The sequence below is a fragment of the Paenibacillus sp. QJM3NY_38 genome (assembly GCF_056173265.1).
On the sequence record NZ_CM149665.1, the window covers coordinates 2281108 to 2307127 of the forward strand.

24 protein-coding genes are annotated in these 26020 nt (G+C 51.4%); 19 read left to right on the top strand and 5 right to left on the bottom strand.

Going from position 1 to position 26020, the window contains the following annotated elements; genetic code table 11:
- Window positions 1-16: 16 nt before the first annotated feature.
- The 12 genes from rpoZ to spoVM all read left to right on the top strand — a co-directional run bounded on the left by rpoZ (window position 17) and on the right by spoVM (window position 12981).
- Window positions 17-217 carry a DNA-directed RNA polymerase subunit omega gene (rpoZ, locus tag AC0VZ8_RS10045; protein ID WP_071223697.1) on the top strand — a complete coding sequence of 67 codons (201 nt, stop codon included), beginning with the start codon at window positions 17-19 and terminating at the stop codon, window positions 215-217.
- Window positions 218-341: 124 nt separating this feature from the next.
- Complete coding sequence (coaBC, locus tag AC0VZ8_RS10050; RefSeq protein WP_475486747.1) at window positions 342-1595, top strand: bifunctional phosphopantothenoylcysteine decarboxylase/phosphopantothenate--cysteine ligase CoaBC; 1254 nt, start codon at window positions 342-344, stop codon at window positions 1593-1595.
- Window positions 1595-4123: a primosomal protein N' gene (priA, locus tag AC0VZ8_RS10055; RefSeq protein WP_475486748.1), complete on the top strand. Its 2529-nt coding sequence runs from the start codon at window positions 1595-1597 to the stop codon at window positions 4121-4123. The genes coaBC and priA overlap by 1 nt, the downstream gene beginning before the upstream one ends.
- Window positions 4124-4166: 43 nt before the next feature.
- A complete protein-coding gene (def, locus tag AC0VZ8_RS10060) occupies window positions 4167-4661 on the top strand; it encodes a peptide deformylase (protein ID WP_071223700.1) in 495 nt (164 codons plus the stop codon).
- On the top strand, window positions 4658-5599 hold the full coding sequence (gene fmt, locus AC0VZ8_RS10065; RefSeq protein ID WP_071223701.1) for a methionyl-tRNA formyltransferase: 942 nt from the start codon (window positions 4658-4660) through the stop codon (window positions 5597-5599). The genes def and fmt overlap by 4 nt, the downstream gene beginning before the upstream one ends.
- A 50-nt stretch (window positions 5600-5649) precedes the next feature.
- Window positions 5650-6978, top strand: coding sequence for a 16S rRNA (cytosine(967)-C(5))-methyltransferase RsmB (gene rsmB, locus AC0VZ8_RS10070; RefSeq protein WP_475487670.1), 1329 nt, complete (start codon window positions 5650-5652; stop codon window positions 6976-6978).
- A gap of 180 nt (window positions 6979-7158) precedes the next feature.
- Complete coding sequence (gene rlmN / locus AC0VZ8_RS10075; protein WP_194541754.1) at window positions 7159-8199, top strand: dual-specificity RNA methyltransferase RlmN; 1041 nt, start codon at window positions 7159-7161, stop codon at window positions 8197-8199.
- 6 nt (window positions 8200-8205) lie between these two features.
- Complete coding sequence (locus AC0VZ8_RS10080) at window positions 8206-8982, top strand: Stp1/IreP family PP2C-type Ser/Thr phosphatase (RefSeq protein ID WP_071223703.1); 777 nt, start codon at window positions 8206-8208, stop codon at window positions 8980-8982.
- Window positions 8979-11117 (top strand): Stk1 family PASTA domain-containing Ser/Thr kinase, encoded by a 2139-nt coding sequence (pknB, locus tag AC0VZ8_RS10085; protein ID WP_475486749.1) that lies wholly within the window; start codon window positions 8979-8981, stop codon window positions 11115-11117. The genes AC0VZ8_RS10080 and pknB overlap by 4 nt, the downstream gene beginning before the upstream one ends.
- Window positions 11118-11168: 51 nt before the next feature.
- Window positions 11169-12077, top strand: a complete 909-nt coding sequence (gene rsgA / locus AC0VZ8_RS10090; protein ID WP_071223705.1) for a ribosome small subunit-dependent GTPase A — start codon at window positions 11169-11171, stop codon at window positions 12075-12077.
- Window positions 12078-12080: 3 nt separating this feature from the next.
- A complete protein-coding gene (gene rpe, locus AC0VZ8_RS10095) occupies window positions 12081-12740 on the top strand; it encodes a ribulose-phosphate 3-epimerase (protein ID WP_071223956.1) in 660 nt (219 codons plus the stop codon).
- A gap of 160 nt (window positions 12741-12900) precedes the next feature.
- Window positions 12901-12981: a stage V sporulation protein SpoVM gene (gene spoVM, locus AC0VZ8_RS10100; RefSeq protein WP_034273235.1), complete on the top strand. Its 81-nt coding sequence runs from the start codon at window positions 12901-12903 to the stop codon at window positions 12979-12981.
- 442 nt (window positions 12982-13423) lie between these two features.
- On the opposite strand, the gene rpmB is transcribed toward spoVM, so the two are convergent.
- Complete coding sequence (rpmB, locus tag AC0VZ8_RS10105; RefSeq protein WP_006209230.1) at window positions 13424-13612, bottom strand: 50S ribosomal protein L28; 189 nt, start codon at window positions 13610-13612, stop codon at window positions 13424-13426.
- A gap of 366 nt (window positions 13613-13978) precedes the next feature.
- On the opposite strand from rpmB, the gene AC0VZ8_RS10110 reads away from it, so the two are divergent.
- From AC0VZ8_RS10110 to AC0VZ8_RS10125, 4 genes are all read left to right on the top strand, one after another.
- Window positions 13979-15757 (top strand): DAK2 domain-containing protein, encoded by a 1779-nt coding sequence (locus tag AC0VZ8_RS10110; RefSeq protein ID WP_475486750.1) that lies wholly within the window; start codon window positions 13979-13981, stop codon window positions 15755-15757.
- Window positions 15758-15805: 48 nt separating this feature from the next.
- Complete coding sequence (locus AC0VZ8_RS10115) at window positions 15806-16663, top strand: DegV family protein (protein ID WP_475486751.1); 858 nt, start codon at window positions 15806-15808, stop codon at window positions 16661-16663.
- A gap of 14 nt (window positions 16664-16677) precedes the next feature.
- Window positions 16678-18729 carry an ATP-dependent DNA helicase RecG gene (recG, locus tag AC0VZ8_RS10120; protein ID WP_071223708.1) on the top strand — a complete coding sequence of 684 codons (2052 nt, stop codon included), beginning with the start codon at window positions 16678-16680 and terminating at the stop codon, window positions 18727-18729.
- 86 nt (window positions 18730-18815) lie between these two features.
- Window positions 18816-19103, top strand: coding sequence for a stage VI sporulation protein F (locus AC0VZ8_RS10125; protein WP_071223709.1), 288 nt, complete (start codon window positions 18816-18818; stop codon window positions 19101-19103).
- A 224-nt stretch (window positions 19104-19327) separates the two neighbouring features.
- Here AC0VZ8_RS10125 and AC0VZ8_RS10130 read toward each other — a convergent pair whose 3' ends face one another.
- Window positions 19328-20035 (bottom strand): SOS response-associated peptidase, encoded by a 708-nt coding sequence (locus tag AC0VZ8_RS10130; protein ID WP_475486752.1) that lies wholly within the window; start codon window positions 20033-20035, stop codon window positions 19328-19330.
- Between the two features lie 195 nt (window positions 20036-20230).
- On the opposite strand from AC0VZ8_RS10130, the gene AC0VZ8_RS10135 reads away from it, so the two are divergent.
- The gene (locus tag AC0VZ8_RS10135) at window positions 20231-21532 is read left to right on the top strand and encodes an NCS2 family permease (protein ID WP_475486753.1); all 1302 of its coding nucleotides are present in this window, start codon (window positions 20231-20233) and stop codon (window positions 21530-21532) included.
- Between the two features lie 241 nt (window positions 21533-21773).
- Here the strand turns inward: AC0VZ8_RS10135 and AC0VZ8_RS10140 are convergent, their stop codons facing one another.
- The gene (locus AC0VZ8_RS10140; RefSeq protein ID WP_475486754.1) at window positions 21774-22394 is read right to left on the bottom strand and encodes a putative glycolipid-binding domain-containing protein; all 621 of its coding nucleotides are present in this window, start codon (window positions 22392-22394) and stop codon (window positions 21774-21776) included.
- Window positions 22395-22630: 236 nt separating this feature from the next.
- On the opposite strand from AC0VZ8_RS10140, the gene AC0VZ8_RS10145 reads away from it, so the two are divergent.
- Window positions 22631-24208, top strand: a complete 1578-nt coding sequence (locus AC0VZ8_RS10145; protein ID WP_475486755.1) for a sensor domain-containing diguanylate cyclase — start codon at window positions 22631-22633, stop codon at window positions 24206-24208.
- Window positions 24209-24275: 67 nt separating this feature from the next.
- Here AC0VZ8_RS10145 and AC0VZ8_RS10150 read toward each other — a convergent pair whose 3' ends face one another.
- Together AC0VZ8_RS10150 and AC0VZ8_RS10155 are read right to left on the bottom strand one after the other, a co-directional pair.
- On the bottom strand, window positions 24276-24815 hold the full coding sequence (locus AC0VZ8_RS10150; RefSeq protein WP_475486756.1) for an arsinothricin resistance N-acetyltransferase ArsN1 family A: 540 nt from the start codon (window positions 24813-24815) through the stop codon (window positions 24276-24278).
- Between the two features lie 29 nt (window positions 24816-24844).
- Complete coding sequence (locus tag AC0VZ8_RS10155) at window positions 24845-25294, bottom strand: MarR family winged helix-turn-helix transcriptional regulator (RefSeq protein WP_475486757.1); 450 nt, start codon at window positions 25292-25294, stop codon at window positions 24845-24847.
- A gap of 286 nt (window positions 25295-25580) precedes the next feature.
- Between AC0VZ8_RS10155 and AC0VZ8_RS10160 the strand changes: the two genes are divergently transcribed.
- Window positions 25581-25931 (top strand): ArsR/SmtB family transcription factor, encoded by a 351-nt coding sequence (locus AC0VZ8_RS10160; RefSeq protein ID WP_475486758.1) that lies wholly within the window; start codon window positions 25581-25583, stop codon window positions 25929-25931.
- Window positions 25932-26020 lie beyond the last annotated feature (89 nt).

Below are 26020 nucleotides of genomic sequence, written 5' to 3' on the forward strand. Positions count from 1 at the left end.
AAGAGGTGCTTCGACCATGTTATATCCATCCATTGATGAAATGATGAATAAAGTAGACAGTAAATATTCTCTTGTGGTTGCGGCTTCCCGCCGTGCACGCCAATTGCGTGAAGGCGGAGTCAGCGAGTTGAAACATCCGAAATCCCATAAGTTTGTCGGTGTCGCTCTGGAAGAAATCTATGGCGATTACGTGAAAATCGAGAAGGGACAGGACTAAGGCTTTTTTTTCAATATTTGAATATCATGCGTTAGCGCGCGAAAATGTGACAACCGAAAGGTTGTTATTTTTTTGAGAAGATATGAGAATGTAGCCTTTATACAATGGAAAGCGGGGGATTGTCATGTTGAACGGAAAAGTCATTGTGCTTGGCGTTACAGGTGGCATTGCCGCGTATAAAGCAGCGACTTTATGCAGCAGGCTTGTCCAGAGGGGAGCGGATGTGCATGTCATTATGACGGAATCCGCGAAGCAGTTCATTCCGGAATTAACGCTTCAAACGCTGACCAAAAACCCGGTTTATAGCGATACCTTTGATGAACGGGATCCCTCGGTCGTCTCGCATATCCACTTGGCCGATCTGGCCGATTTGGTATTGATCGCTCCGGCCACAGCCAATGTTATCGGCAAGATGGCACATGGCCTGGCGGATGACATGCTGACCACGACGCTGCTCGCGACGACGGCTCCCGTCATGATCTCGCCGGCAATGAACGTGCATATGTACACGCATCCGGCCGTCATGGCCAATATGGAGACGCTGGTTTCCCGCGGGGTGTCCATGATTGAACCCGGAGAGGGGCTTCTGGCTTGCGGATATGTTGGAAAGGGACGAATGGAAGAGCCTGATACGATTGTTGACGTGGTTGAACGGTTTTTCCGAGATCGCGGGACACAACCTGTGGCGTTGAATGAGGATAAAGAGAGCAGCTCCACAGGCATATTGCACGGCAAAAAGGTGGTTGTCACGGCCGGCGGCACCATTGAGCGCATTGATCCTGTCCGGTATATAACGAATGATTCTTCCGGGAAAATGGGATTTGCGATTGCAAAAGCGGCCAAGCAGCTGGGAGCGGATGTTCACCTCATTGCCGCTCATACCGATGAAGCTCCACCAGTGGGAATCAAGGTGGAAAGAGTGGAATCGGCCCAAGATATGTACGATGCGGTGCAGCGCGTATTCGAGCATAGTGATATCGTGGTCAAGGCGGCCGCTGTTGCCGATTATCGCCCAGCTGAAGTAGCGACGTCTAAGATCAAAAAGCGAGGGGAGACCATGACGCTGGATCTTGTCAAAACAACCGACATTCTGGAGAGCCTGGGACGCCAAAAAACCTCCCAGTTCTTAATCGGATTTGCCGCGGAGACCGATACAGTGGAGCAGTTCGCCAGAGAAAAGCTGAAACGCAAAAATTGCGATCTGATCGTTGCTAACGATGTTACACAGGCAGGAGCGGGCTTTGGCACGGATACGAACAGCGTTCATATCTTTGATGCAGAAGGGCTGGTCCTGCAGCTTCCAGTGATGTCCAAGGAGGAAGTGGCCCAGAGGTTGTTAACACTGGCGGCTGATCGGTTATCCGGGAGGTCATCCTGATGGAAATGGCACGAGTGATTGTGGACGTGCCGTCCAAGGATACGGACCGGCCTTTTGATTATTTGATTCCTGAGGAACTTCGGCCCTGGGTCGAGGTAGGCAGCCGGGTCGGCGTGCCGTTCGGGCACCGAACGCTCCAGGGATTCGTGATCTCTCTGCATCCCTGGCCCGAGATGGATACGGCGAAAATGAAGCCGATTCAGGAAGTCCTCGATGTGATGCCGCCGCTTTCACCTGAGCTGATTGAGCTTGGCGAATGGATGAAGGAGCGTTACGCATGCCGATATATATCGGTCCTGCAGTCGATGCTGCCTACGGCGCTGAAAGGGAAGGCGGAGCGGTACATTTCCATTGGCGATTCAGACACGTTGCAGACGGATCAAACCGACGGATTATTTGCGCTCCTGCCCGAAAGTGAGTCGGAGGAGGAGATCATCCGCTTTGTCAGTCAGAAAGGCGAGGTTTCGCTCCAGCAGTTAACGCGGGCATTTCCGGATGGCGCTGCGACCATTAAAGCGCTGATCGGCCGAGGACGGCTTAGCGAATTTCAGCAAATCAAGGATAAACTGCAGAAAAAAACGATAAAAGCGGTAGAGCTTGCCGTATCGAGCGAGGAAGCGCATCAGGCGCTGGCTTCATTTCCGACCAAGGCTCAGCGTCAGAAGGAAGTGCTCCAATATATTTTGGAGATGGAAGCATTTCTGCCGATATCGCAGAAGGATATGCTCCAGACGCTGGGTGTCACCGCAGGCACCGTGAAGGGACTGGTCGACAAAGGGCTGATTACCCTTGAGGATATCGAAGTGTTCCGCGATCCGTATCGAGGGCGGCATTTCACGCCTAGCACCCCATTGGCGCTCACACCGGAGCAGCAAGCGGTGTATCGCAGCATCGTGCACAAGCTGGATGAACGCAAGCATGGCGTGTTTCTCCTGCACGGAGTGACGGGCAGCGGTAAGACCGAAATTTACTTGCAGACGATTCAGAGATGCCTTGAACAGGAGCGTCAGGCGATTGTGCTGGTGCCCGAAATATCGCTGACACCGCAAATGGTGGAACGGTTCAAAGCCCGTTTCGGCGATCGTGTGGCTGTCATGCACAGCCGGCTTTCAGATGGGGAGCGTTACGATGAATGGCGGAAAATAAGAGAAGGCCGGGCGTCCGTTGTCGTGGGCGCTCGATCGGCGGTATTTGCGCCGTTTAACCGTCTGGGATTAATCATTATGGATGAAGAGCATGAAGGCTCTTATAAGCAGGAAGAAACACCGAAGTACCATGCCCGGGATGTTGCGATTCACCGTGCCCAGCTGACCGGTGCAGCCGTCATTCTGGGTTCGGCAACGCCTTCGCTGGAGAGTTACCATGCGGCGAGATCGCAAGCTCAGGATGATTTTGCGCCTCATCTGCTGGAGATGCCGAGCCGTGCGCTGGGCAACAAGCTGCCCGAGGTTCAGGTCGTGGATATGCGGGAGGAGCTACGTGAAGGCAATCGCTCCATGTTCAGCCGCTCTTTGCATGCCGCGATTTCGGCACGGCTGGAACGCGGGGAACAGACGGTGCTGCTGCTGAATCGGCGGGGCTACTCCACGTTTGTCATGTGCCGGAGCTGCGGATATGTGGCAGGCTGTCCGGAATGCGACATTTCGCTGACCTATCATCAGAAATCGAATAATTTGCGCTGCCACTATTGCGGTTATGCCGCACAGGCTCCGGAGGTTTGCCCGGATTGCGGAAGCGAGCATATACGTTATTTCGGCACAGGCACACAGCGTGTCGAGGAAGAATTGGCCAAGCTGTTTCCCGGCATTCGCGTCATTCGGATGGACGTGGATACCACGACCGAGAAGGGCTCTCACGAGAGGCTGCTGAAGCAGTTTCGGGATAAAAAAGGGGACGTGCTGCTAGGCACCCAGATGGTCGCCAAGGGCCTGGATTTCCCTGATGTCACCTTGGTCGGCGTCATAACGGCCGATTCGGCGTTGAACCTGCCCGATTTCCGGGCGGCCGAGAAGACGTTTCAGCTGCTCACTCAGGTTGCCGGAAGAGCTGGCCGCCATCAGCTGCCGGGTGAAGTGGTTATCCAATCCTATACGCCGGAGCATTATTCGATTATCCATGCAAGCAGCCATGATTATTTATCCTTCGTCAAGGACGAGCTGAAGCACCGCAAAGCGCTCCATTATCCGCCGTATTGCAGGCTGATCCTGGTGACGCTGTCGCATGAGCAGCTGCCGCTGCTGGTAAGAATGGCGGAGAATTTTGCTGCGACCATTAAAAGTGAATCCGACCGCCGGGGATGGTTTGGAAGCCTGGACCGATTCGACGCAAGCGCGCTTGATATATTGGGTCCGGTAGCCTCCCCTATTCCGCGGCTAAAAAATAGATACAGATTTCAATGTATGATAAAATGGCGGGGAACGATGGATGCTGTCACGCTGGTACGCTCGGTTGCCGAAAAGCTGCAGGATTCGGCGCGGGACAGCAAGCTCCAGATCAGTATTGACGTAGATCCGCAAATGTTAATGTAATACAGCATACAATGATGAAAAGCACAAGGATGGTGTCATAGACATGGCGATTCGTATTATCGTTAAAGAACCGGATGAGGTTCTTCATAAAAAGGCAAAGGAAGTTACCAAAATTACGCCGAACGTTCAAAAGCTCCTGGACGATATGGCGGATACCATGTACGATGCGGAAGGCGTCGGGCTGGCTGCGCCGCAGGTCGGCATTCTGAAGCGTCTGATCGTGATCGACGCCGGTGACGAGCACGGCTTGATCAAAATGATCAATCCGGAGATCGTGGAGAGCGAAGGCGAGCAATTCGGGCCGGAAGGCTGCCTGAGCATTCCAGGATGGAACGGAGATGTGCGCCGTGCGGAGAAAGTGACCGTTAAGGGGCTTGACCGCGAAGGCAATGAGCTTGTCATTACAGGTACCGGGCTGCTTGCGCGAGCGTTTCAGCATGAAATCGATCATCTGAACGGGGTGCTGTTTACGGAAATCGCTGACCGGGTGTATGAGTATGTTCCGGAACAGCCGAGAAAAGAGCTGGAGAACCGATGAATATCGTATTTATGGGCACCCCGGCCTTTGCAGTACCCAGTCTTGAAATGTTGATTAGCGAAGGTTATTCCATTGTCGCCGTCGTTACGCAGCCTGACCGCCCGCAAGGGCGTAAAAAGGTGCTGACCCCAACGCCGGTTAAGGAAGCCGCTCTTCGTCACGGCATTCCTGTTCTGCAGCCTCAGCGCCTGCGGAATCCGGAAGCTGTGGCCGAGCTGGCCGAGTATAAGCCTGATATGATTGTCACCGCCGCCTATGGCCAAATTCTGCCGAAATCGGTGCTGGATATGCCGTCACTGGGCTGTCTCAATGTCCACGGCTCGCTGCTCCCCGCTTACCGGGGAGGAGCTCCGATTCAGCGCAGTATCATCAACGGAGAATCCGTAACAGGCATCACGCTGATGTATATGGCGGAGGGGCTCGACACGGGCGACATGATCGCCCGCACCGAGGTTCCCATTGAGGATGACGATACGGCAGGAACCATGTTTGAGAAGCTGAGCCAAGCCGGCGCGGAGCTGCTGCGATCAGAGCTGCCGCGGCTTGTGAAGGGCAAGGTGGATGCCGAGCCCCAGGATGACACAAAGGCAACGTATGCACCGAACCTGACCCGCGATGACGAAAGAATCGACTGGACTCGCACATCCCGCGAAATTTACAATCAAATTCGCGGTCTGGTTCCTTACTCCGGCGGATTTACGCTGTGGAACGGGGATGTGTTTAAAGTATGGGCAGCGGCTAAGCCGGACAGCGCACAAACCCCATCTAACGATGCACAGCCAGGAACCGTGCTTAAGCTCCATGAGAAGGGGATCGTCGTGAAAACAGGCGATGGCACGCTAACGCTGTTAACCGTCCAGCCCAGCGGCAAAAAGGCAATGGATGCGGCGCAATTCGTGCGCGGGACGAGCCTGACGGTCGGGACGGTGTTGACGTGAGCGGGAACCGCAGGCCGAAGGGACGCCTGGACTCTCCTCGGGAGCTGGCGATGGATGTATTGACTCAGGTTGAGCAGGAGGGGGCGTACAGCAATCTCCTGCTCAACTCCGCTCTGCAGAAGTCCTCGCTTGCAAAGAGCGACGCGGGACTTGCCACAGAGCTGATCTATGGCACGATCTCAAGACTCAACACGCTCGATTATTTTTTGGACAAGTTTGTCAACAAAGGGGTACAGAAGCTTCAGCCGTGGGTAAGAGCACTGCTTCGCATCAGTCTGTATCAGGTCATATATCTGGATCGGATTCCGGATCACGCGGTTGTCAGCGAGGCCGTTAATCTGGCGAAGCGCCGCGGGCATCAAGGGATCTCCGGCATGGTGAACGGGGTGCTTCGGAATATTTTGCGCCAGAAGGAAAGTTTGGCGATCCCTGAGAATATGCCGCCGGCCCAGCGCATTTCCCTGCAGCATTCCCATCCGTTGTGGCTGGTGGAGCGCTGGATATCCCAGTACGGGATCGAGACGGCAGAGGCAATCTGTGCCGCAAACAACGAACCGCCGGCTGTCAGCGTGAGAGTGAACACCACGATGATCAGCCGCGACGATATGCTGGAATTAATGAGCAGCCAAGGCTTTGAAGCTGCCCCATCGCCCCTTAGTCCCTACGGGATTGTTGTAAGGGGAGCTGGTAATATGGCCTTGACCGATTGGTACCGGGATGGAATGATCTCGATCCAGGATGAAAGCTCCATGCTGGTCGCTGAGGCTGTTAACCCTGAGCCGGGAATGCGGGTGCTGGATTGCTGCGCAGCCCCGGGCGGGAAGAGTGCCCACATGGGCGAGCTGATGAAGGATGTGGGCAGCATTGTTGCCAACGACATTCATGCTCATAAAGGCAAGCTGATATCGGATCAGGCAGGCCGTCTGGGACTGGACAGCATTTCGATCGTGACCGGGGACGCGCTGGATTTGGTTGACCGCTTCGAGCCTGCGTCTTTTGATCGAATTTTGCTGGATGCTCCGTGTTCGGGTCTTGGCGTCATCCGCCGCAAGCCCGATCTGAAGTGGGGCAAGTCACAGGAGGACATCCATGAAATAGCGGCGCTGCAGCTCAGGCTGCTGGATTCGGTCTCCACGTTGCTTCGTCCCGGAGGGCTCTTGGTGTACAGCACGTGCACGATTGAGCCGCTGGAGAATGAAGGGGTTGTATCTGCTTTTCTGGATAGCCATTCCGGGTTTGGAATCGCGGAAGATGGTCTTGGAGACTTAAGCCGGCTGGAAGGGATATCGCTTCAGCGGGGAGGCGGGATTCAAATTCTGCCCCAGCATTACCATAGTGACGGATTTTACATTGCAAGACTCGGCAGACGTCCCTCTTAAGGGCCCCGCCGCCATGACTATAGTCGTATCCCGCCAATGCCGGCGGGTTTTCCTCTTTTACCGTCTCTTTTATTTATGTTAGAATAGGAAGAATGAAAAAAGAGATGCATATGAATGTAATAGGGAGCGTTCGGAAGAATACTGGCTGGACATCCTCTAAATTAGACAGGTGTGGTGAGAATGAAACCTTTTATATATGATTATTCACTGGAAGAGCTTCAAGCATGGGCTCAAGAGAACGGGGAGCCCGCGTTTCGGGGAACCCAGATTTATGACTGGCTGTACGTGAAGCGGGTGAACGACTTCGCGGAAATGACGAATCTGTCCAAGGAGCTTCGGACCAAGCTGGAGCAGGAATTCAGTTTCGTTACCTTGACGGAAATCACCAAGCTGGAGTCGAAGGACGGAACGGTCAAGTTTCTGTTCGGCCTGCATGATGACCATGCAATCGAGACCGTCATCATGAGGCACAATTACGGCAACAGCATCTGCGTTACAACGCAGGTTGGCTGCCGCATCGGATGTACGTTCTGCGCATCCACACTGGGTGGCCTGAAGCGAAATCTGACCTCTGGCGAAATTGTTGCCCAAGTGGTTCAGGCGCAGAAGATTCTCGATAAGACGGGAGAACGTGTTAGCAGCATCGTGATCATGGGCTCAGGCGAACCGTTTGAGAATTATGAAGCGACCATGAAGTTCCTGCGCACGATGATCCATGAAAAAGGATTGAATATCGGCCAGCGCCACATTACCGTTTCGACGAGTGGCATTGTGCCTAACATCTATAAATTCACGGAAGAGGATACCCAGATTAATCTGGCCATCTCCATTCATGCACCGAACGATAAGCTGCGCTCCAAGCTGATGCCTGTTAACCGTCGGTTCCCGTTTGACGACGTGATTGAGTCTCTTCGTTATTATCAAGCAAAAACCGGACGCCGCATTACGTTTGAATACGCCTTGATCGGCGGCGTAAATGATCAGGTTGAGCATGCCGAAGAGCTTGCGGACGTCATTAAGGATATGAACTGCTTCGTCAATCTGATTCCGGTTAACCATGTGCCGGAACGGAAATATGTTCGCACATCGCGTAACGATATTTTCAAATTTCAACGTGCGTTAGCAGACAAGGGGGTCAATGTGACCATCCGTCGTGAACAAGGCCATGATATCGCTGCCGCTTGCGGTCAGCTGCGGGCCAAGCATATGGAGTTGAGGTGAGAAGATTTGATCAAGACGGTTCATGTAAGCCATGTGGGACGCGTTCGTCCTGTTAATGAAGATTCGGTATTTGTTAGCACACTGGAGCATGGCTATACCTTGGGTGTGGTTGCTGACGGTATGGGAGGTCACCTTGCAGGTGACACCGCCAGCAGGCTTGCGGTAGATACCGTGGCCGAGGATCTGTCCTCTTTGGAGGAGGACATGTCCATGGAAAGTATTCGGGCTGCGCTTGGTGATGCCATATTGCATGCCAATGCAGTTATCTATCGGGAAGCCTCGGCTGATGAGCGGCTTCACAATATGGGCACGACGATTGTAGCGGTGCTGCTGCGGGGTTCCGAAGGTTATATCGGACATATCGGGGACAGCAGGGCTTACAAAGTCGTTCCCGGACAAGTGATTCGACTCACAGATGATCACACATTGGTTAATGAGCTTTTTAAGAGTGGTCAGATTACGGAAGATCAACTGGAAACCCATCCCCGGAAAAACGTATTAAGCCGGGCACTTGGAACGGACGTGGATGTGACGGTTGAGCTTACACCGGTTACGATCGGAGAAGGCGAAGTGCTGCTGCTCTGCAGTGACGGGCTCAGCAACCGGGTCAGCCGCGAGCTGATCGGACAAATTTCCGGCTCACTTGACCTTCCTCTGGAAGAAAGAGCGGATCGCCTGCTTCAACTGGCACTTCTTGCTGGCGGTGAGGACAACATCACGGTCGCAATGTTTGAACATCAAGAGGAAGTTGTCGGGCAACGTATAAAGGGGTGGGATTCATGATCGGACATGAATTGGCTGGTCGTTATAAGATTATAGAACGCATCGGTGGCGGTGGCATGGCGCTGGTCTACAAGGCTCAGGATATTTTGCTGAACCGGAATGTAGCGATCAAAGTGCTGCGCCAGCAGTTTGTGCACGACGAGGAATTTATCCGCCGTTTCCGGCGTGAGGCACAATCAGCGGCTTCGTTGTCGCATTCCAACGTGGTCAGCATCTATGATGTGGGCCAAGAGGAAGATGTGCATTATATCGTCATGGAATATATCGAAGGTCAGAACTTGAATGAAATCATAAAAGAACGGGCACCGCTGCAGGTGGAAGAAGCTGTGCGGATTGCTACCCAGATTTGCGATGCGCTGGGACACGCTCATCATAACCAGATCATTCACCGGGATATTAAACCGCATAATATTCTGATTGGCCGTAATGGGAGGGTCAAAGTAACGGACTTTGGCATTGCCAGGGCGGTCACGTCGACAACCATTACGCAGACAGGCTCCGTTGTGGGCTCTGTGCATTATTTTTCCCCGGAGCACGCCAAGGGCGTCGTTACGGGTGAAAAATCGGATTTATACTCCCTTGGTATTGTGTTATATCAAATGCTAACGGCCCGTCTTCCTTTTCTGGGCGAGAGCCCGATTAGTGTTGCTCTGAAGCATCTTCAGGAGGAATTTGATGAGCCTAGAGAAGTGAACCCGCTCATTCCTCAGAGCGTGGAGAACATCATTCTGAAGTCCATGCGCAAAAACCCGGAGGAGCGTTATCAGTCCGCGGAAGAGATGATGGACGATCTCGAAACGTGCTTGATGCCGATGCGACTCAACGAACCGAAGATGGAGTTTGAGGACGATGCCGATTCTACACTGGTCATGCCCGCGCTCAAAACGATGCAGCGCAGCAGTCAGCATCATCATGACGATGCCGACGACTCGGATGACGACGAGTTTGAGGAAAAGCCGACCGGCAAACCGAAGAAAAAATGGGTCAAGCCGACCATCATCATCGGCTCGGTACTCCTGTTCCTCGGCCTTATGTTCGGCGTCGTCATGTATGTGAACAATATGCTGGAGGTACCGGAGGTTAAGGTGCCGCCAGTTGTAGGCATGACGGAGGAGGATGCGATCCGCGAGCTTGAGGCCAAAGGCTTGACGGTGAATGAGGAAGTCATTCGTGAATATAAACCGAATGTGGACGAAGGCATCGTGTTTGCACAGGACAAGGAAGCTGAGACCATGCTGAAGAAGGGGTCTCCAGTTCAATTGTCGGTTGGGGATGCGAAGCCGCTTCCGGAAATGCCGGACCTTAATGGGATGACGTTTGATGAGGCTGTTGCTGCGTTAAAAAAAATTGGCGTTAAGGAAACCTCCATTAAACGATCGTCCGAAAAAAATGATGAAGTTCCTCAAGGCAAGATCTTTAAACAAAGTCCAGAAGCCGCTACAAAAATCGATCCGGAAACGGAAGTAATCAACGTAACGGTAAGCGAGGGCAAGAATTTTGTTCCTATGCCTGGCGTGGTTGGCTTAGAGCAGGAGAATGCCGTCAATATATTGGAGTCCAATGGCTTTACGGTTGAGGCAATCAAAGAGAGATCCAGTTATGAAGTGAAGAAAGGTATCGTAGTAGAGCAGTGGCCGCATGAGGCCAATGAACAGGTTGCTCCAGGCTCCAAAATCACGCTGTTCGTCAGCTCAGGCTATCCTTCGGATGCGCTTGAGTATAATTACAGTGTACCGGTCTCACCAAGTACGGAAGGCCAAGAAAGCAAAATACGGGTCGTCTTCACGGACGCGCTGGGAGAAAACCAGGAAGCCGTGAACAAGACCATTACGACCTCGGAAATGGTACCTGTTAAGCTGCTGCTGGCCCCCGACAAGCATGCAACGGTCATGATCTTCCGTGACGGTCGCCAGGTGGATACGTACAGCGTAAGTTACAGCGACGTCAAGAACGGCACCGTGCCGCAGCCGACCTTTGAACAACCGCCTGTTGAACCTGATGTACCGGTGGACACTAATCCGGATGAAGGAAATGGCGAGGAAGGTTCGAATGAGGAAGATGATGCTGCTTACCATTGGGACAATGGTAACAATGGAAACGGCAAGGGTAATGGCAAAGGTAATGATAACGATTAGAAACAAGTCGTGAGAATACTAAATTTCAACAAGAAAGGTGAGGCCTATTATATGCTAGAGGGACTGATCGTGAAGGCACTAAGCGGATATTATTATGTCAAACCCATGCAGGATGGCAACATTATATCCGGGGAGGACCCAGCGGTTCAATGCAGAGCCCGCGGCATTTTCAAAAAGAAAGGCATCTCTCCGCTCGTTGGAGATCACGTTATGTATTCATTGACTGAAAATGGGGAAGGGACCGTGGACGAAATTCTTCCACGGTCTTCCCAATTAATTCGCCCGCCTGTCGCAAACGTCGACTTGGCGGTGCTGTTGTTTTCGGTCAAAGAACCGGATCTGAGCCTGCATCTGCTGGACAAGTTTCTGGTACATATAGAGCATGAGGGCCTTGAGGCATTGATCTGTCTGACGAAGCAGGATCTTGTGGACGCCTCCGACGATGTGCTGGAGCAGGTGAAGCGTCAGTATGAAGAGATTGGTTACGAAGTGCTGATAACCAGCTCTCTGCAAGGGATCGGGACCGAAGAGGTAAAGAAACGGCTGGCCGGCCGAATCAGTGTCTTCTCCGGTCAATCCGGTGTCGGGAAATCGTCCCTGCTGAATGCGTTAATGCCAGGCCTCTCGCTGGAGACGAGCGAAATCAGCCTGCGTCTTGGCCGCGGTCGGCATACGACACGCCATGTAGAGCTGATTGAGCTTGATAACGGGGGGTATGTCGCCGATACCCCCGGTTTTAGCCAACTGGATTTTCTGGAGTTGGGTGTCGAGGAGTTATCGACCTGTTTTAGAGAATTTGCTCCTTATGCTGCCGAATGCAAATTCAGAGGCTGCAGTCATCTGCATGAGCCGGGCTGCCGGGTGCTCCAAGCCAAAGAGGATGGAATCATCCTGGCTAGCCGTTATGAGCATTATGTGGAGTTTTATACGGAGATGAAAGAGAAGAAACGGAGGTACTGAATGATGATAAAAATTGCCCCATCCATATTGTCAGCGGATTTTGCGAAGCTGGGACAAGAAATTAAGGAAGCCGAGGCCGGCGGAGCCGATTGGATTCATGTGGATGTCATGGACGGACACTTTGTACCTAATATTACGCTGGGCCCACCGATCGTCCAAGCCATCAGGCCTCATACGAGCCTGACGCTTGACGTGCATCTGATGATTGAACAGCCGGAGCTGTATATTGCGGACTTCGTCAAGGCTGGAGCTGACCTGATCACCGTTCATGCCGAGACCTGCCCGCATCTTCATCGGGTCATCCATCTGATCAAAGAGTTTGGCGTGAAGGCAGGCGTCGCGATCAATCCGGCTACGCCGGCCCATGTCCTTCAGGAAGTGCTCCCTGACTTGGACTTGGTCCTGGTAATGACCGTGAATCCTGGATTTGGCGGACAGGCTTTCATCGAGCGGACCATAAACAAGATCTCGCAGCTGCGTGAATGGATTTCAAACTCCGACAACCCGAGCATCCATATTGAAGTGGATGGCGGCATTACAGCGGAGACAGCGCCGCTTGTGGTGGAAGCGGGAGCGGATGTCCTGGTTGCGGGCAGCGCCGTATTCGGCAAGCCGGATCGCGCGGCAGCTATTGCAAAAATCCGCGACAGCGTAACATCTTGACCAGAACGTGAACAACGGGATGCATAGGGCGCGGGTTTCCCGCATAAATATGGTTACATGAGCTGGGTTCTCATGTAGCCTTTTTTGTCTGTGTTCACATCTATGGGCTTGGTGCATAACATAATCTAGGAAGGCATGAGAATGATGGGGAGGGTGAGACATGAAATTCTATACGTTCAAGCTGCCGAAGTTTTTGGGAGGTTTTGTGAAGGCCATCTTAAATACGTTTCACAAGAGCTGACAGCTTGTCCCGGCGTAACAAAACCTCCGCCTGGGACTGACGCCGCCTAGCCGGTTCTGGGGAAAGAGGCAAGAACACTCCGATAGAGCGCATGGAGGACATACCGCAGCTGCATGCGGAGGTTTTTCTTGCGGTATAAGAAAGCCAAAATGCGCGATAGTTCTCCTTCGCTTTCTTATATCAAAAGAAGAGTGTCTAGCGACGTACTTATCGAGGACAGACCGCGTTCGACCGGAAGTTTTTCTTGCGATATAAGAAAGCGGAAGTTATGCTCTTTCATCTTTCTTATATCTAAATAAAAAAAGCACCTGCTAACTGCTCAGGGTGCTTTTTGTTTAGAAGGAGAATATGTATCTAAACGCAAGAAAAACTTCCTTGTCCCGGATCGCCCACAAATGGTGCCTGGAGATTAAGAAGTTTTTCTTCATATAACACAAGATGATTATACGCGAGTCACTTTACCGGATTTCAAAGCGCGAGTGCTGACGTATACACGTTTTGGCTTGCCATCCACCAAAATGCGAACCTTTTGAACGTTGACACCCCAAGAACGCTTGTTGTGATTGTTAGCGTGAGAAACATGGTTACCACTGCTTGGTTTCTTGCCAGTTACATAACATTTGCGAGCCATTCATTACACCTCCTTGTTCCTAACCCTGCATGAAACAATACTTAAATATAATATCACAGTAAAAATTGCTCCGTCAACTGTCCTAAAAACATTTATTTCTCTTTGCCATTATAGTACAATGTTGATTAGTCCATAATATTTCCGAAGAAATAGTTCGTGGGCTGGTCGGCATGGCTCTCAAGAAGCTTGGGAACCGCCGCAAAGCGTAGAGGACGAGAGGATAGCCCATCATAGATTTATGATCCATTAATCATGATAAGTCTTTTATTTACTGCTTGGGCATTTCGTCAGCTATAAGCTATGAAATAGATATGAAATTTACGACAAGAAGTGTTATGGGTATCAAGCCAGGAAGGGGAATTCTCATTGAGTAAGCGTTCTTTGAATGGAACAGAATTTACCGCGATGGTCCTAGCCGGAGCGGAGCAGCTGCAGCAGCATGCAGAACACGTCAATTCCCTGAATGTGTTCCCGGTGCCGGACGGCGATACGGGGACCAACATGAATTTGACGATGACTGCAGGTGTGGCAGAACTGAAGAGTAAGTACTCGGAGTCCGTCGGGCATAGTGCCGGTGTGCTATCCAAGGGGCTTCTGATGGGAGCCAGAGGGAACTCGGGGGTTATTCTGTCCCAGCTGTTCCGCGGTTTCAGCCGATATGCGGCACCTTATACAGAACTAAATTCTCATCAATTCGCCGCAGCGCTGCAGACAGGCGTAGAAGCTGCGTATAAAGCTGTCGTGAAGCCTGTTGAAGGCACCATCCTTACCGTAGCTAAAGAAGCGGCCAAGCATGCGGTCTATTTCTCCCGCCGCAACAACGATATCGTGGAATTGATGGAGCAGGTGTTGGCCAAAGCCAAAGAAACACTGTCCCAGACGCCTGATATGCTCCCTGTTCTGAAGCAGGTTGGCGTTGTGGATTCGGGTGGCCAGGGCCTGGTTTACATTTATGAAGGTTTCTTGCAGGTGCTAAGAAAAGACGCTCCGTCCGGATCGTTTGCTGTTGCGGAAGGACAAGCTGAACAGAGCAGCATGGCACCAGCCTTCCAAGCGGTTCCTGACTTCTCGGCGGTTCAAGCTCCGGCCTCTGCCCAGTCCAGACTATCCACAGAGGACATTGAATTTTTATATGACATGGAATTCTTTATTAATAGGCAGCTTGGGGAAGGAACGGGCGCAGACTTTGATGAAGATAAGTTCCGGAAAGCGCTTGCAGTGAATGGAGATTCCATCATTGTTATCGCCGATGACGAGACCATCAAAGTTCATGTGCATTCCAAAGCTCCAGGCGAAGTGTTGAACCTGGCATTACTGTATGGAGAAATCACCCAGATTCATATATTGAATATGCGCGAGCAGCACCGTGATTTGCTGACAACGGGAATGGACATCGCACCGATGCCCGAGTTGTTTGCGGATATTCCGGCAGAGACCGTAACACCGGAAGCTCCGGCTGTTCCTCCGGCAGACGAGATCGCACCGTACGGGTTCATTGCAGTATCGTCAGGGGAAGGCATCTCTGACATATTCAAAAGTCTGGGCGTTGACGTCGTTCTCTCCGGAGGACAGACGATGAACCCGAGCACCGAGGATTTTGTCAATGCGATTTCTTCGATCTCGGCTCAGCAGATTTACATTTTGCCGAACAACTCCAACATCGTGCTGGCTGCCCAGCAGGCGAGAGAGCTTCTCGAAGGCGAGCGCAGTGTAACGGTCATTCCGAGCAAGACGATTCCGCAGGGGATCGCGGCTGCATTTGCTTTCCAGGAAGATGAGAATGCGGATATGAATACCGACAACATGCTGGATGCGATCACTCGTGTGCAATCAGGTCAGGTAACCTATGCTGTTCGGGACACAACGATTGATGATCTGGAGATCAAGGCCGGTCAATTCATCGGCATTCGCAATTCCAATATCGTTGCAGCGAATGAGGATTTGATTACGACCTCCCAAGATTTGCTGGGTAAAATGCTGGAGTCCGGCGATGAAATCGTGACTCTGCTTACAGGGGCGGACGCAAGCGAAGAATCGACCAACGCACTCACGGAGTGGCTCGGCGAGCAGTACCCTAACGCAGAGGTTGAGGTACACTACGGCGGACAGCCGATCTATTCCTATCTGTTCTCCGTTGAGTCTTGATAAACAACGCTTTGACATTATGCAAGGTACATTTTAGGAGGGGTTCCGGTGAATAAGACCGTTATTGTGACAGACAGCACAGCGGATATTCCGGCAGACCTGGCGAAGCAACACAACATTCATATTGTGCCGCTGAGACTTATGTTCGGGGAAGATACGTATTTGGACGGAGTCGAAATTACCCCGGGAGAGTTCTACAAAAAGCTGGTGCAATCGCCCCAGCTTCCAACGACCTCCCAGCCTTCACCCGCAGATTTTGTAGCTGTGTATGAGTCCATTCTGGAACAGCAACCCGGCTGCTCCATTGTGTCCATTCACATCTCATCCGGCTTGAGTGGAACGTATCAGTCCGCATTGCTTGCAACCTCTCTAATCGAAGGAGAAGCGGATATCACCGTATGGGATTCCAAATCGGCGTCCTACGGTTTCGGACTATTCGTGGTTCATGCAGCGAAGCTCGCACAAGCAGGTGCGGCTGTTCCAGATATTATTTCGTCGCTTGAGGATCTTCGCTCCAAGCGCCGTCTCTACTTCCTGGTAGACACGCTGGAGTATTTGCAGAAGGGTGGGCGAATTGGCAAGGCTTCGGCTGTACTTGGAACCCTGCTTAACATTAAGCCGATCCTGTCCATTGACGGCGAAGGGATTATCTTTCCGGTAGACAAGGTGCGCGGTCGCAAGAAAGCGACGGCCAAAATCATTGAGCTGTTTCAACAGGATCTATCCGGTGTGAAAAATATTAAAGTGGCTGTGGGTCATACAGCTGACCCTGCTCAGGTTGAGGATTTTCTGCAGCAGCTGTCCGCTGTGTTTATGATCGAGGAAACGGTGTTCTCCGAGATCGGTCCGGTTATCGGCACGCACGTTGGACCGGGAACCATTGCAGCATATATATGGCCTGCTTAAGTGAGGTAGATGATATGAGTCTCAAACTCGATCAAATATCCGTCAGACAGATCAACGGCGTGAGCGCCCTGAAAGAGGGGGAGCTTCACGCCTTTGGCGTCTCTACGGTCAAGGATCTTTTGGAGTATTACCCTTTCCGGTATGAGGATTACCGGCTCCGTTCCCTGAGTGAAGTCAAGGACGGAGACAAAATTACCATTCAAGCCAAGATCGCCAGCGTGCCGGTACTGCAGCGCTACGGGCGTAAATCCCGTCTCACCTGCAAAATGCTGGCCGAAAACTGGATGTTCACCGCGACCTGGTTTAACCGGCATTTTCTGAAGGACCAGCTTACGGCCGGCCGGGAGATCGTGCTGACGGGCAAATGGGATCAGCGCAGAATGCAGCTTACGGTGTCCGAATCCGAGTTCCCGGATAAGGGAGCCTTTCGCAGCGGAACGCTGCAGCCGGTGTATTCCATCGGCGGGAAGATCACGCAATCCTGGATCCGAAAAACGATGGGACAGGCATTGGAGCAATACGGGGAAATGATCCCCGAGATTTTGCCGCAATCCCTGCTAAGGAAATATGATCTGATGCCCCGTAAAGCGGCGATTATGACGATTCATCAGCCTGTCGATTCCCGGGAAGGTCAGGAAGGACGGCGCCGGATGGTGTACGAGGAGCTCTTCTTGTTCCAATTGAAAATGCAGGCGTTCCGCGCGCTGAACCGGAGTCGGATGGACGGTGTTGTACATACGGCTGACAATGCAACAATCCGGGAGTTCGTGCGCAGCTTCCCGTTTGAGCTTACCGATGCGCAGAAGAAGGTGGAGCTGGAGATTTTGCATGATATGCGCTCCCCTTACTGCATGAACCGCTTGCTTCAAGGAGACGTCGGTTCGGGAAAAACGATTGTTGCCGCCATCGCTCTGTTTACAACGGTACGCTCAGGCTTTCAAGGGGCCTTGATGGTGCCGACAGAGATTCTTGCCGAACAGCATATGCGTTCCTTGCAGAAGCTGTTTGAGCCTTTTGGCATTACTGTGGGCCTGTTGACAGGCAGCGTAACGGGGAAGAAGCGTAAAGACCTGCTGGCTTCCTTACAGATGGGGTTGACGGACGTTGTCGTGGGTACCCATGCTCTCATCCAGGATGATGTGTACTTCCGGGAGCTGGGACTCGTCGTGACGGACGAGCAGCACCGTTTTGGCGTGAATCAGCGAAGCGTACTCCGCCGTAAAGGCTATAACCCGGATGTGCTCACGATGACGGCGACGCCGATTCCACGGACGCTGGCAATTACCGCCTTTGGCGATATGGATGTATCCACGCTGTCAGAGCGTCCGAAAGGTCGTATTCCCATTACGACCTATTGGGTCAAACATGAACTCATGGACCGTGTGCTCGGATTTATTTCCCGGGAAGTAAATCAAGGACGTCAGGCATATCTGATTGCTCCTTTGATTGAAGAATCGGACAAGCTGGACGTTCAGAATGCGATCGATTTGCATGTCCAGATGCAGCAGGCCTTTCCTGCATATGCTGTGGGGCTGCTGCACGGCCGTATGACGCCTGCCGAGAAGGATGAGGTCATGCGCCAATTCTACAGCAATGAGGTCCAGCTGTTGATTTCCACGACGGTCGTTGAGGTTGGCGTCGATGTGCCGAACGCAACCCTGATGATCATTATGGATGCCGATCGCTTCGGTCTGTCCCAGCTGCACCAGCTTCGGGGCCGCGTTGGCCGTGGGCAGCATGCATCCTATTGCGTGCTTGTGGCCGATCCGAAATCGGAAGTGGGTCAGGAGCGGATGCAGGTTATGACCGAAACCGAGGACGGCTTCGAGGTATCCCGGAGGGATTTGGAGCTTCGGGGCCCTGGCGACTTTTTCGGTACGAAGCAGAGCGGACTGCCGGAATTCCGGCTGGCCGACATGGTCGCCGACTTCAAAGTAGTGGAGGAGGCCAGGGGCGATGCAGCGGCTCTTGTCAGCGACAGTTCCTTCTGGACGTCTCCTGAATATGAGCCATTGCGCGACTTTTTGCAGCAGGAGAAGATCTTTCAGGGCGATATCATGGATTAATGACATGAATCTGTTGGCACAATGGACAGACCTTCGTCATATACTCAAAAAAGGTAGCAGCATTTATGACTGGAGGTGCTTCAACATTGAGTTATCAGCAGTACGGGATTAGTCCGCAGCTGGTAGAACGAATCAAGCTAAAAATGAAAAACCCGGCGGTCAAGGACAGAATTAAAGGGCTGACTCAGGGGTTGACCAAGGCAGATCTTCAAAATAGCGCAAAAGTCCATCAATTGATCCGGACTGCCAGCGGCATCTTGAATGAAAAGCTGAGCTCCACGCAGGAGCAGCAAATGGTTCAATTCGTGCTTGCACAGCGCATCGATCCGAACAACACCTTCCATTTGATCAAGCTGTGGGGGATGTTTCGATAACAATTGGATGACATCAAGGATTGACTTTGCATAGAAGAAGCCCCTCTCGGGAGTGTATTCTCCTTATGAGCAGGGGCTTTTGATTTGGGATGTGCAGGGATGAAACGTTCCTGACGTTTTTCCGCAAATGGAGTTTTTGATTTATGTTCCAATCGATAGAAAAGCAACCGGCAAGTTGAGAAAAAGCTGAATTTGAAGAGGAACCCCGAACCTTTCCAACAGTTTTAGCTGCCCGTAATGGAGCGGATGCAATCTTCCGTGTCATTTTTAACGGAGTTCACGGTGGTGCTGACCGGTACGGCCTGCATTTCCTCCGCGGGGTAAGGCCTCAGAAGCTCTTTGAGGGATTGCAGGAAGGAAGGGCTGCTATCATTGGTATGGGAAGACGTCTGTCGTTCAAGCCATAGGGCTTCGTCTGCGGGTCTCAGAATGACCGGCATTCGGTTATGGATCGGCTCCATAAGTTGATTGGGTGCGGTGGTGATGACGGTGCAAGTGCTGAGCTTATCTCCGCTAGGGGTGATCCAGGTATCGTACAGACCGGCCATGCTGAATATTTCACCGTTCCTCAAACCGATGCGAAAGGGCTGCTTGCCATTGTCGTTTTTTTGCCATTCGTAAAAGCCGTCTGCAGGAATCAGGCATCTTTTCCGATAAAAGGGCATCCTAAAGGCAGGCTTGTCTTCCAGCGTTTCACTGCGCGCATTGATCATTTTGGCTCCGGCCGAGGAATCCTTGGCCCAGGATGGGACAAGCCCCCATTGCAGCTGACCGATTCGGTTGGTGCTGCCGTCGTTAATAATCGCCGTGACCATCTGCGTAGGAGCGATGTTGTACCGGGGAATGTGAAAGGGAGATACCGATTCGGGATCGATGAGATACCTGGTCATCAGTTCTTCCCAAGTGACCGTGAGGGTAAAGCGTCCGCACATCGTTTCAAGCCTCCTGTCATTTGCTGTCCCTTAAGATTTGAATAGATTGTCTAATCAAGATTTTTATCGAGTTCAGGACGAAATGCTATGTAGAGATTTACAATACATTTGTGTTTGAGTATATCAAATAATGCGTAACTTACCAAAAGGGGCTGGCGCGTAGCCAGGCCAAGCATCATGAATGGAGGATTTTTCGTGTTTGATTTAAAAGCTAACGGTACCTCGGTTAAGACAGAAGTTGTTGCCGGGGCCACGACGTTTTTCACGATGGCGTATGTGACCGTTGTGAATCCGCTGATTCTATCGCAAGCGGGTGTGCCTTTTGAGCAGAGCTTCACGGCTACGATTATTGCCGCTGTGATTGGTACACTGCTGATGGGGCTCGTAGCCCGCTACCCGATCGCTGTGGCGCCGGGGATGGGCTTGAATGCCTACTTCACCTATTCCGTAGTTCAAGGACATGCCGGACTTGGGTATATTGAAGCTTTCTCGGCCGTCTTTATAGCCGGTATTCTGTTTCTGGTGTTATCGATGACTTCCCTGCGGCGCAGGCTGATTGAGATGATCCCGGCGAATCTGAAGCATGCGATCACGGTCGGTATCGGCCTGTTTATTGCTTTTATCGGTTTGCGGATGAGCGGCATTATTACAGCGCATCCGGACAATCTGGTAGCGCTCGGCGATCTGCACCAGCCATCGGTTGTGCTCGCCTTGGTAGGACTAGCGGTTACGCTTGTGCTGCTGGCCCGCGACGTGAAGGGTGCCTTGTTTATCGGTATGATTATTACCGGCATTATTGCTTATTTTGCCGATATGCTGTCCTTTTCGGGCGGAATTATGTCGGTTCCTGTGCTGCCGGAAGGCATTCTGGTATGGAACCCGATTACCGCTGCCTCGGATGTGATCAGGCATGGGCTCTATGCCGTTGTGTTCTCGTTCCTCCTGGTGACGCTGTTCGATACCACAGGTACGGTAGTTGGTGTGGCGGAGCAGGCGGGGTTGATGAAGGATAACAAGCTGCCTCGTGCAGAACGTGCCATGTTCTCCGATTCGGTGGCAACCGTGGCCGGATCCATGGTCGGGACAAGCCCGACCACCGCTTATGTTGAATCTGCAGCCGGCGTTGGCGCAGGCGGTCGGACTGGATTGACGGCGGTCGTCGTTGCCGCGTTGTTCGTGGTTGCCGCCTTTTTCAGTCCGCTGATCGGCGCAGTTGCCGGATTGTCCGCCATTACGGCACCCTCGCTCATCGTAGTGGGCTGCCTGATGCTGAGCAGCGTTCAGCACATCCGGTGGAATGATTTTGATGAAGCGTTCCCCGCGTTTCTCGTCATCCTGACCATGCCGCTTACGTCCAGCATCGCGACCGGGATCGCGCTCGGTTTTATTTCTTACCCACTGATGAAAATCGTCAAGGGCAAGTGGAAGGCGGTTCACCCGTTGATGTATATTTTTGCGGTGCTGTTCGTACTGCAGCTAGTCTTTGTCCCTCATTGATTCAGGAACATTAGGCGCATGAAAATCCCCTGCAAGGTCTAAGCAGACCCGGCAGGGGATTTTTGGCATGCCGATAAGTATTGTAGCCGATCACCGAATTCTCGCCGATGGATACTTTCTCCGAAAATGAGCGTGAGGCTTGCTTGTAACGGTCGAGATGATGCTGCAATGAACGGTTCCGGGTTGTTGTTTTCGTCCGGTTACAGGGATCCTCCTTCTGGTGGACATGGACGCACAGGGCTCAGCGAGCTCGGCTCCATACGTCGGCGTACCTCGTGACGAGGCCGTGCTCGTCAACCTCCAAATCCGCTTGATAGGCACCATGGTTACTCTCATAACGGTAGGTATACTCGCCCGTACGCGTATATTGCTGGGGAAGGGGGGCAATGGTTAGACTCGGGAACTGAATCCAGACGGCCGTCATGGACGTGCTCTCTCCAGGCTTCAGCTTCAAGCGTCGGATCGGCAGGGGGTTGGTTGAAGGGGTAATCCCGAGATCAATGTCGGTCATGCCGGCAAATCCGGTGAGCTCAGTATCGCCGTTCCACCAGCGGCCGTCATCATCCCGCTCCAGGTGAAGGGACTGAACTTCCGTGCCGCTTGAGAGCTTAATCTTTACCTTCCGGGTCTGCCAACTGCGGGTGGTTTCAACCTCATAGGAGCAATGGAGCGGCCGGCCATCCAGTCCGGCTACGACCATTCCGGTGAGCGTGAACCCGGTATGGTGGCGATAGAGCCGGCCATGCTCCAGAGAGGGGAGATCGTGCCTGTTCCAGAGCATCGACTGCAGAAGCTTGCCAGGGATGGTGGTTTTTTGTCCGAGGAGATGGTTGTCTGCCTCTGCATATATGTTGTCGTTCAAAGTGAGATCACATCCTTATCAAAAATGGAGACTGTTCCTCTACATTGTATAACGAACATATGTTTGTTATAAAGCGATAAGCGATAAATAAAGTACGTGTTACTCCATGACAAGTCGCAGCCTTTAACACAAAACGCTTCATCCATATATGGACGCATAAACGATTGTGAAGTAATATGTAAAGATCGTATAATCATCCGGCAAAATTTTTCATCAAGAGTAGGGGAGCAGCCGCCGTGAACATACCTAAACAACGCATCAAAATCAGTCTAGCCATGGTTATGCCTGCGCTGGTTTCATTATCCATTCTCATGACGATGTCGATTATGTTCTATATCCAGTATAAAAACGAGAAACGATCCTTATACAACAACACCATGTCCCTTAATTTATCCTCCGCACAAAAAATGGCGGTTACCATTGAAGCTCTTTTCTCAGGGATGCGCCAAAGTCTTCGCGCCTCTGCCAACAATCCGGCTATTGAGGCCAGCGCGGCATCCGATCAGAAGGAGCTGCAGGTCATTTTTGATCTGATGCTGCAGAGCAGCCCTTACTTCAACTCCGTATTTTGGGCCGATCAAGCGGGTACCATTCGCGTGGTTTCTCCTGTGGGGAATAATTTGAATCAGGCCCGATTAAAAACGGAGGCGCTACAGGATAGAAAGTCCTATATATCTGCACCGTATAGAACTCCTGCCGGACGCTGGATTGTCCTTGCGAGCGAGCCGATTTTTGACAGCTCCGGCAAGTATCACGGTATGATTGGCGGCACAATCTACTTGGAAGAAAACAATATATTGCATCGGATCTTCGGTTCCGGTGCGGGGAATGAAGAAGAATCCTACTCCTACATCGTGGATTCCGGTGGGATTCTGCTCTATCATCTGGATAAAAGCCGGGTAGGTGAGGATGTCAGTTCTAATGTCGTGGTGAAGCGGCTCATGGGCGGCGAGAGCGGCATGCAACGCGTCATGAATACGCATGGTGACGATTATTTGGCCGGTTATGCCAGCGTTACGATGAATGGCTGGGGGATTGTCATGCAGACGTCGGTAAGTTCCATCCTGGCCGATGTCAATCGCAACTTGGAAGACCAATTGAGAAGCATGCTTTTTCCGATCGTGCTTATGCTGGTCATAGCCGCCTATACGGCTGCAAGAATTGCGGCTCCGTTTACCCGGCTGTATAAATTAACGAAATCGGTAGCAGCTGGCCAAACGGTGTCTTCCGAGGAATTCCGGCCGCATTGGAATCGGGAAGCGGATCAATTAAATCAGATTATGCGGGCTGCTGCCGAATCGTTGGCCAAGCAGACCCTTTCGTTACAGCAGGAAGCCATCACGGATCCATTGACGGGGCTGTCCAATCGCCGAGAGCTGGAACGCTGCCTTGATTCATGGGAAGCGCTCGGGGATCCATATGCCGTTATAATGCTGGACATTGACCATTTTAAAAGCGTAAACGATACTTATGGCCATCAAACCGGCGACCGGGTCCTGAAGCTGGTGGCAGTCGTCATGATGGAATGCGTTCCAGCGGATGCGGTATGCTCCCGTTTTGGCGGGGAGGAATTTGTCGTTCTTCTTCGCGAGCGGAGCCAGGACGAGGCATACCTCACCGCTGAGCGGATACGCAGCGCGATCCTGATTTCCCCGATCCCTTATTCCGGAACGCTTACCGTATCGATCGGCGTATCCTTATATCCTGAACATGGCAGGAACCGAGAGGACGTATTCCAGGCGGCGGATATGGCGTTATACCGGGCGAAGGGGGAAGGGCGTAACCGGACGGTCGCGGCAGGATTATCGGTGTAAAAACAAACTTATGCGTTGTATTCAGCAAGGAGGCATGTCTCTATGGGACAGCCTCCTTTTATTAAATTCAAATATTTTTGCTGATGAAAGAAATCGAGGGATTTGTCCCCTTGTTCAATAACTTCTCCATAATCTTGACATCCACGAACTCTCCATCTAAGATGCCTTGGTTTTCAAGAACACCGACGTCGCGGTATCCCAGTTTATGATATAGGCCTTGACCGTTTTGATTAAATGGAAAGGTGAACAACACGATTTTATAAAACCTTTGTTCCTTTGCAATTACCTCAAGATGCTGAAGCAGCAAACCTCCGATTCCTTGGCCTCTGAATGCCCGATCGATGTATATGGACAGGTCGGCAACACCGTCATAAGCACATCGCTGCGAGTAAGGGTTGAGGGAAGCCCAGCCGATCACATCGCCAGCGAACTCGGCTACAATGACAGCGTAACGATCTTGGTGTTGTTGGAACCAGTTATTCATATATGCAATATCCTTTACATCCGTTTCAAGGGTTGCAATCCGATCCTCGATTCCTTGATTATAAATGTTCAATATTCGTTCCATATCGTCATTGACCGCTGCTCTAATCAAAGTGGTGTTCACTGTTGGTTCCCCCTATAAATCATAATTATTTATTCAGATATTGGGCCACAGCATTTACTGGATTTGGCCATTGCATCGTTGAAAATCTTAACGGAGTGAAGCACGGTTTCTTTTTCGAACTCGGTCATATACGAAAATACTTCGTTCAGGTAGTCATTCATTTGTTGATCAATGGTAGTCGCTATAAACTTTCCCTCCGTCGTAAGAGCCAGCGTATAAACTCTTCGGTCCTGCGGATCCTGAGTTTTTTTCACTAAATTCATTTTGATTAGGGATTGTACCTGTCTGCTAAACGTCGTAATGTCGGTTCCAAGCGTATCTGCAATCTGTTGCATGGAAGGGTTGTGCTGCCGATCCACTTCGTATAGGATGTGGCTTTGTACTAATGTGACATCGTTTCCTCCAACACTGCAGCAGTTTTTATTAAGTAGACCAAATCTTCGGGTCATGATCTGAAACAACTCGCGAGCATTTTCCATTGCTAAATCACCTCTTGTCATAGTTATACAACATACACTTGCAGTATGCAAATAAATATTAATCCATATAATATAATGATTTGCAGTTCAATAAGCTGGGTGAATAATTATTAAATCAAAATATTTTGATTTAGTTCTTGAATATGAAATTACATCATGATATGCTTCATTCATCAAAATTAATTGATGGATGGTGGAATGTCCAATGACGACGATGAACTCTTCGGCCCATATCACTGTACAACCAGCCGCTGTTTGTTGCTGCTGCTAAATGGAGGTTACGGTTATGATCAAAGAACTGAATGTTATCCAGGGATCCAGCGAGACTGTTGATTTTACCCAATACGAGGCTAAGTTCAAAGCATTGGCGGATCAGAAAAGACTGAAAATCATGCATGAACTCAGCCAAAAAGGAAGCGTCTGCGTCTGTGACCTGATGGAAATTATGGAAATTCCTCAGTCTAAGCTATCCTATCATCTCAGAGTCCTACTCGATGCCCAATTGGTCACTCTCGAGACCAGAGGAACCTGGAGCTATTATGAATTAAATCATGCTGTAGTCAACCGGCTGCTTTCACCGGATTTGTGCTGCATTTTCCGCACAATGGATGCCAAGCAGAGTGGATGCTGCTCATAAGATCCGCAAGAACTGTTGGTTTTTTACTGTAATCCTAATTTGATTTATAGTTGCAAAATACAAGTTATTAAGTTTTTTTTATAGTTTAA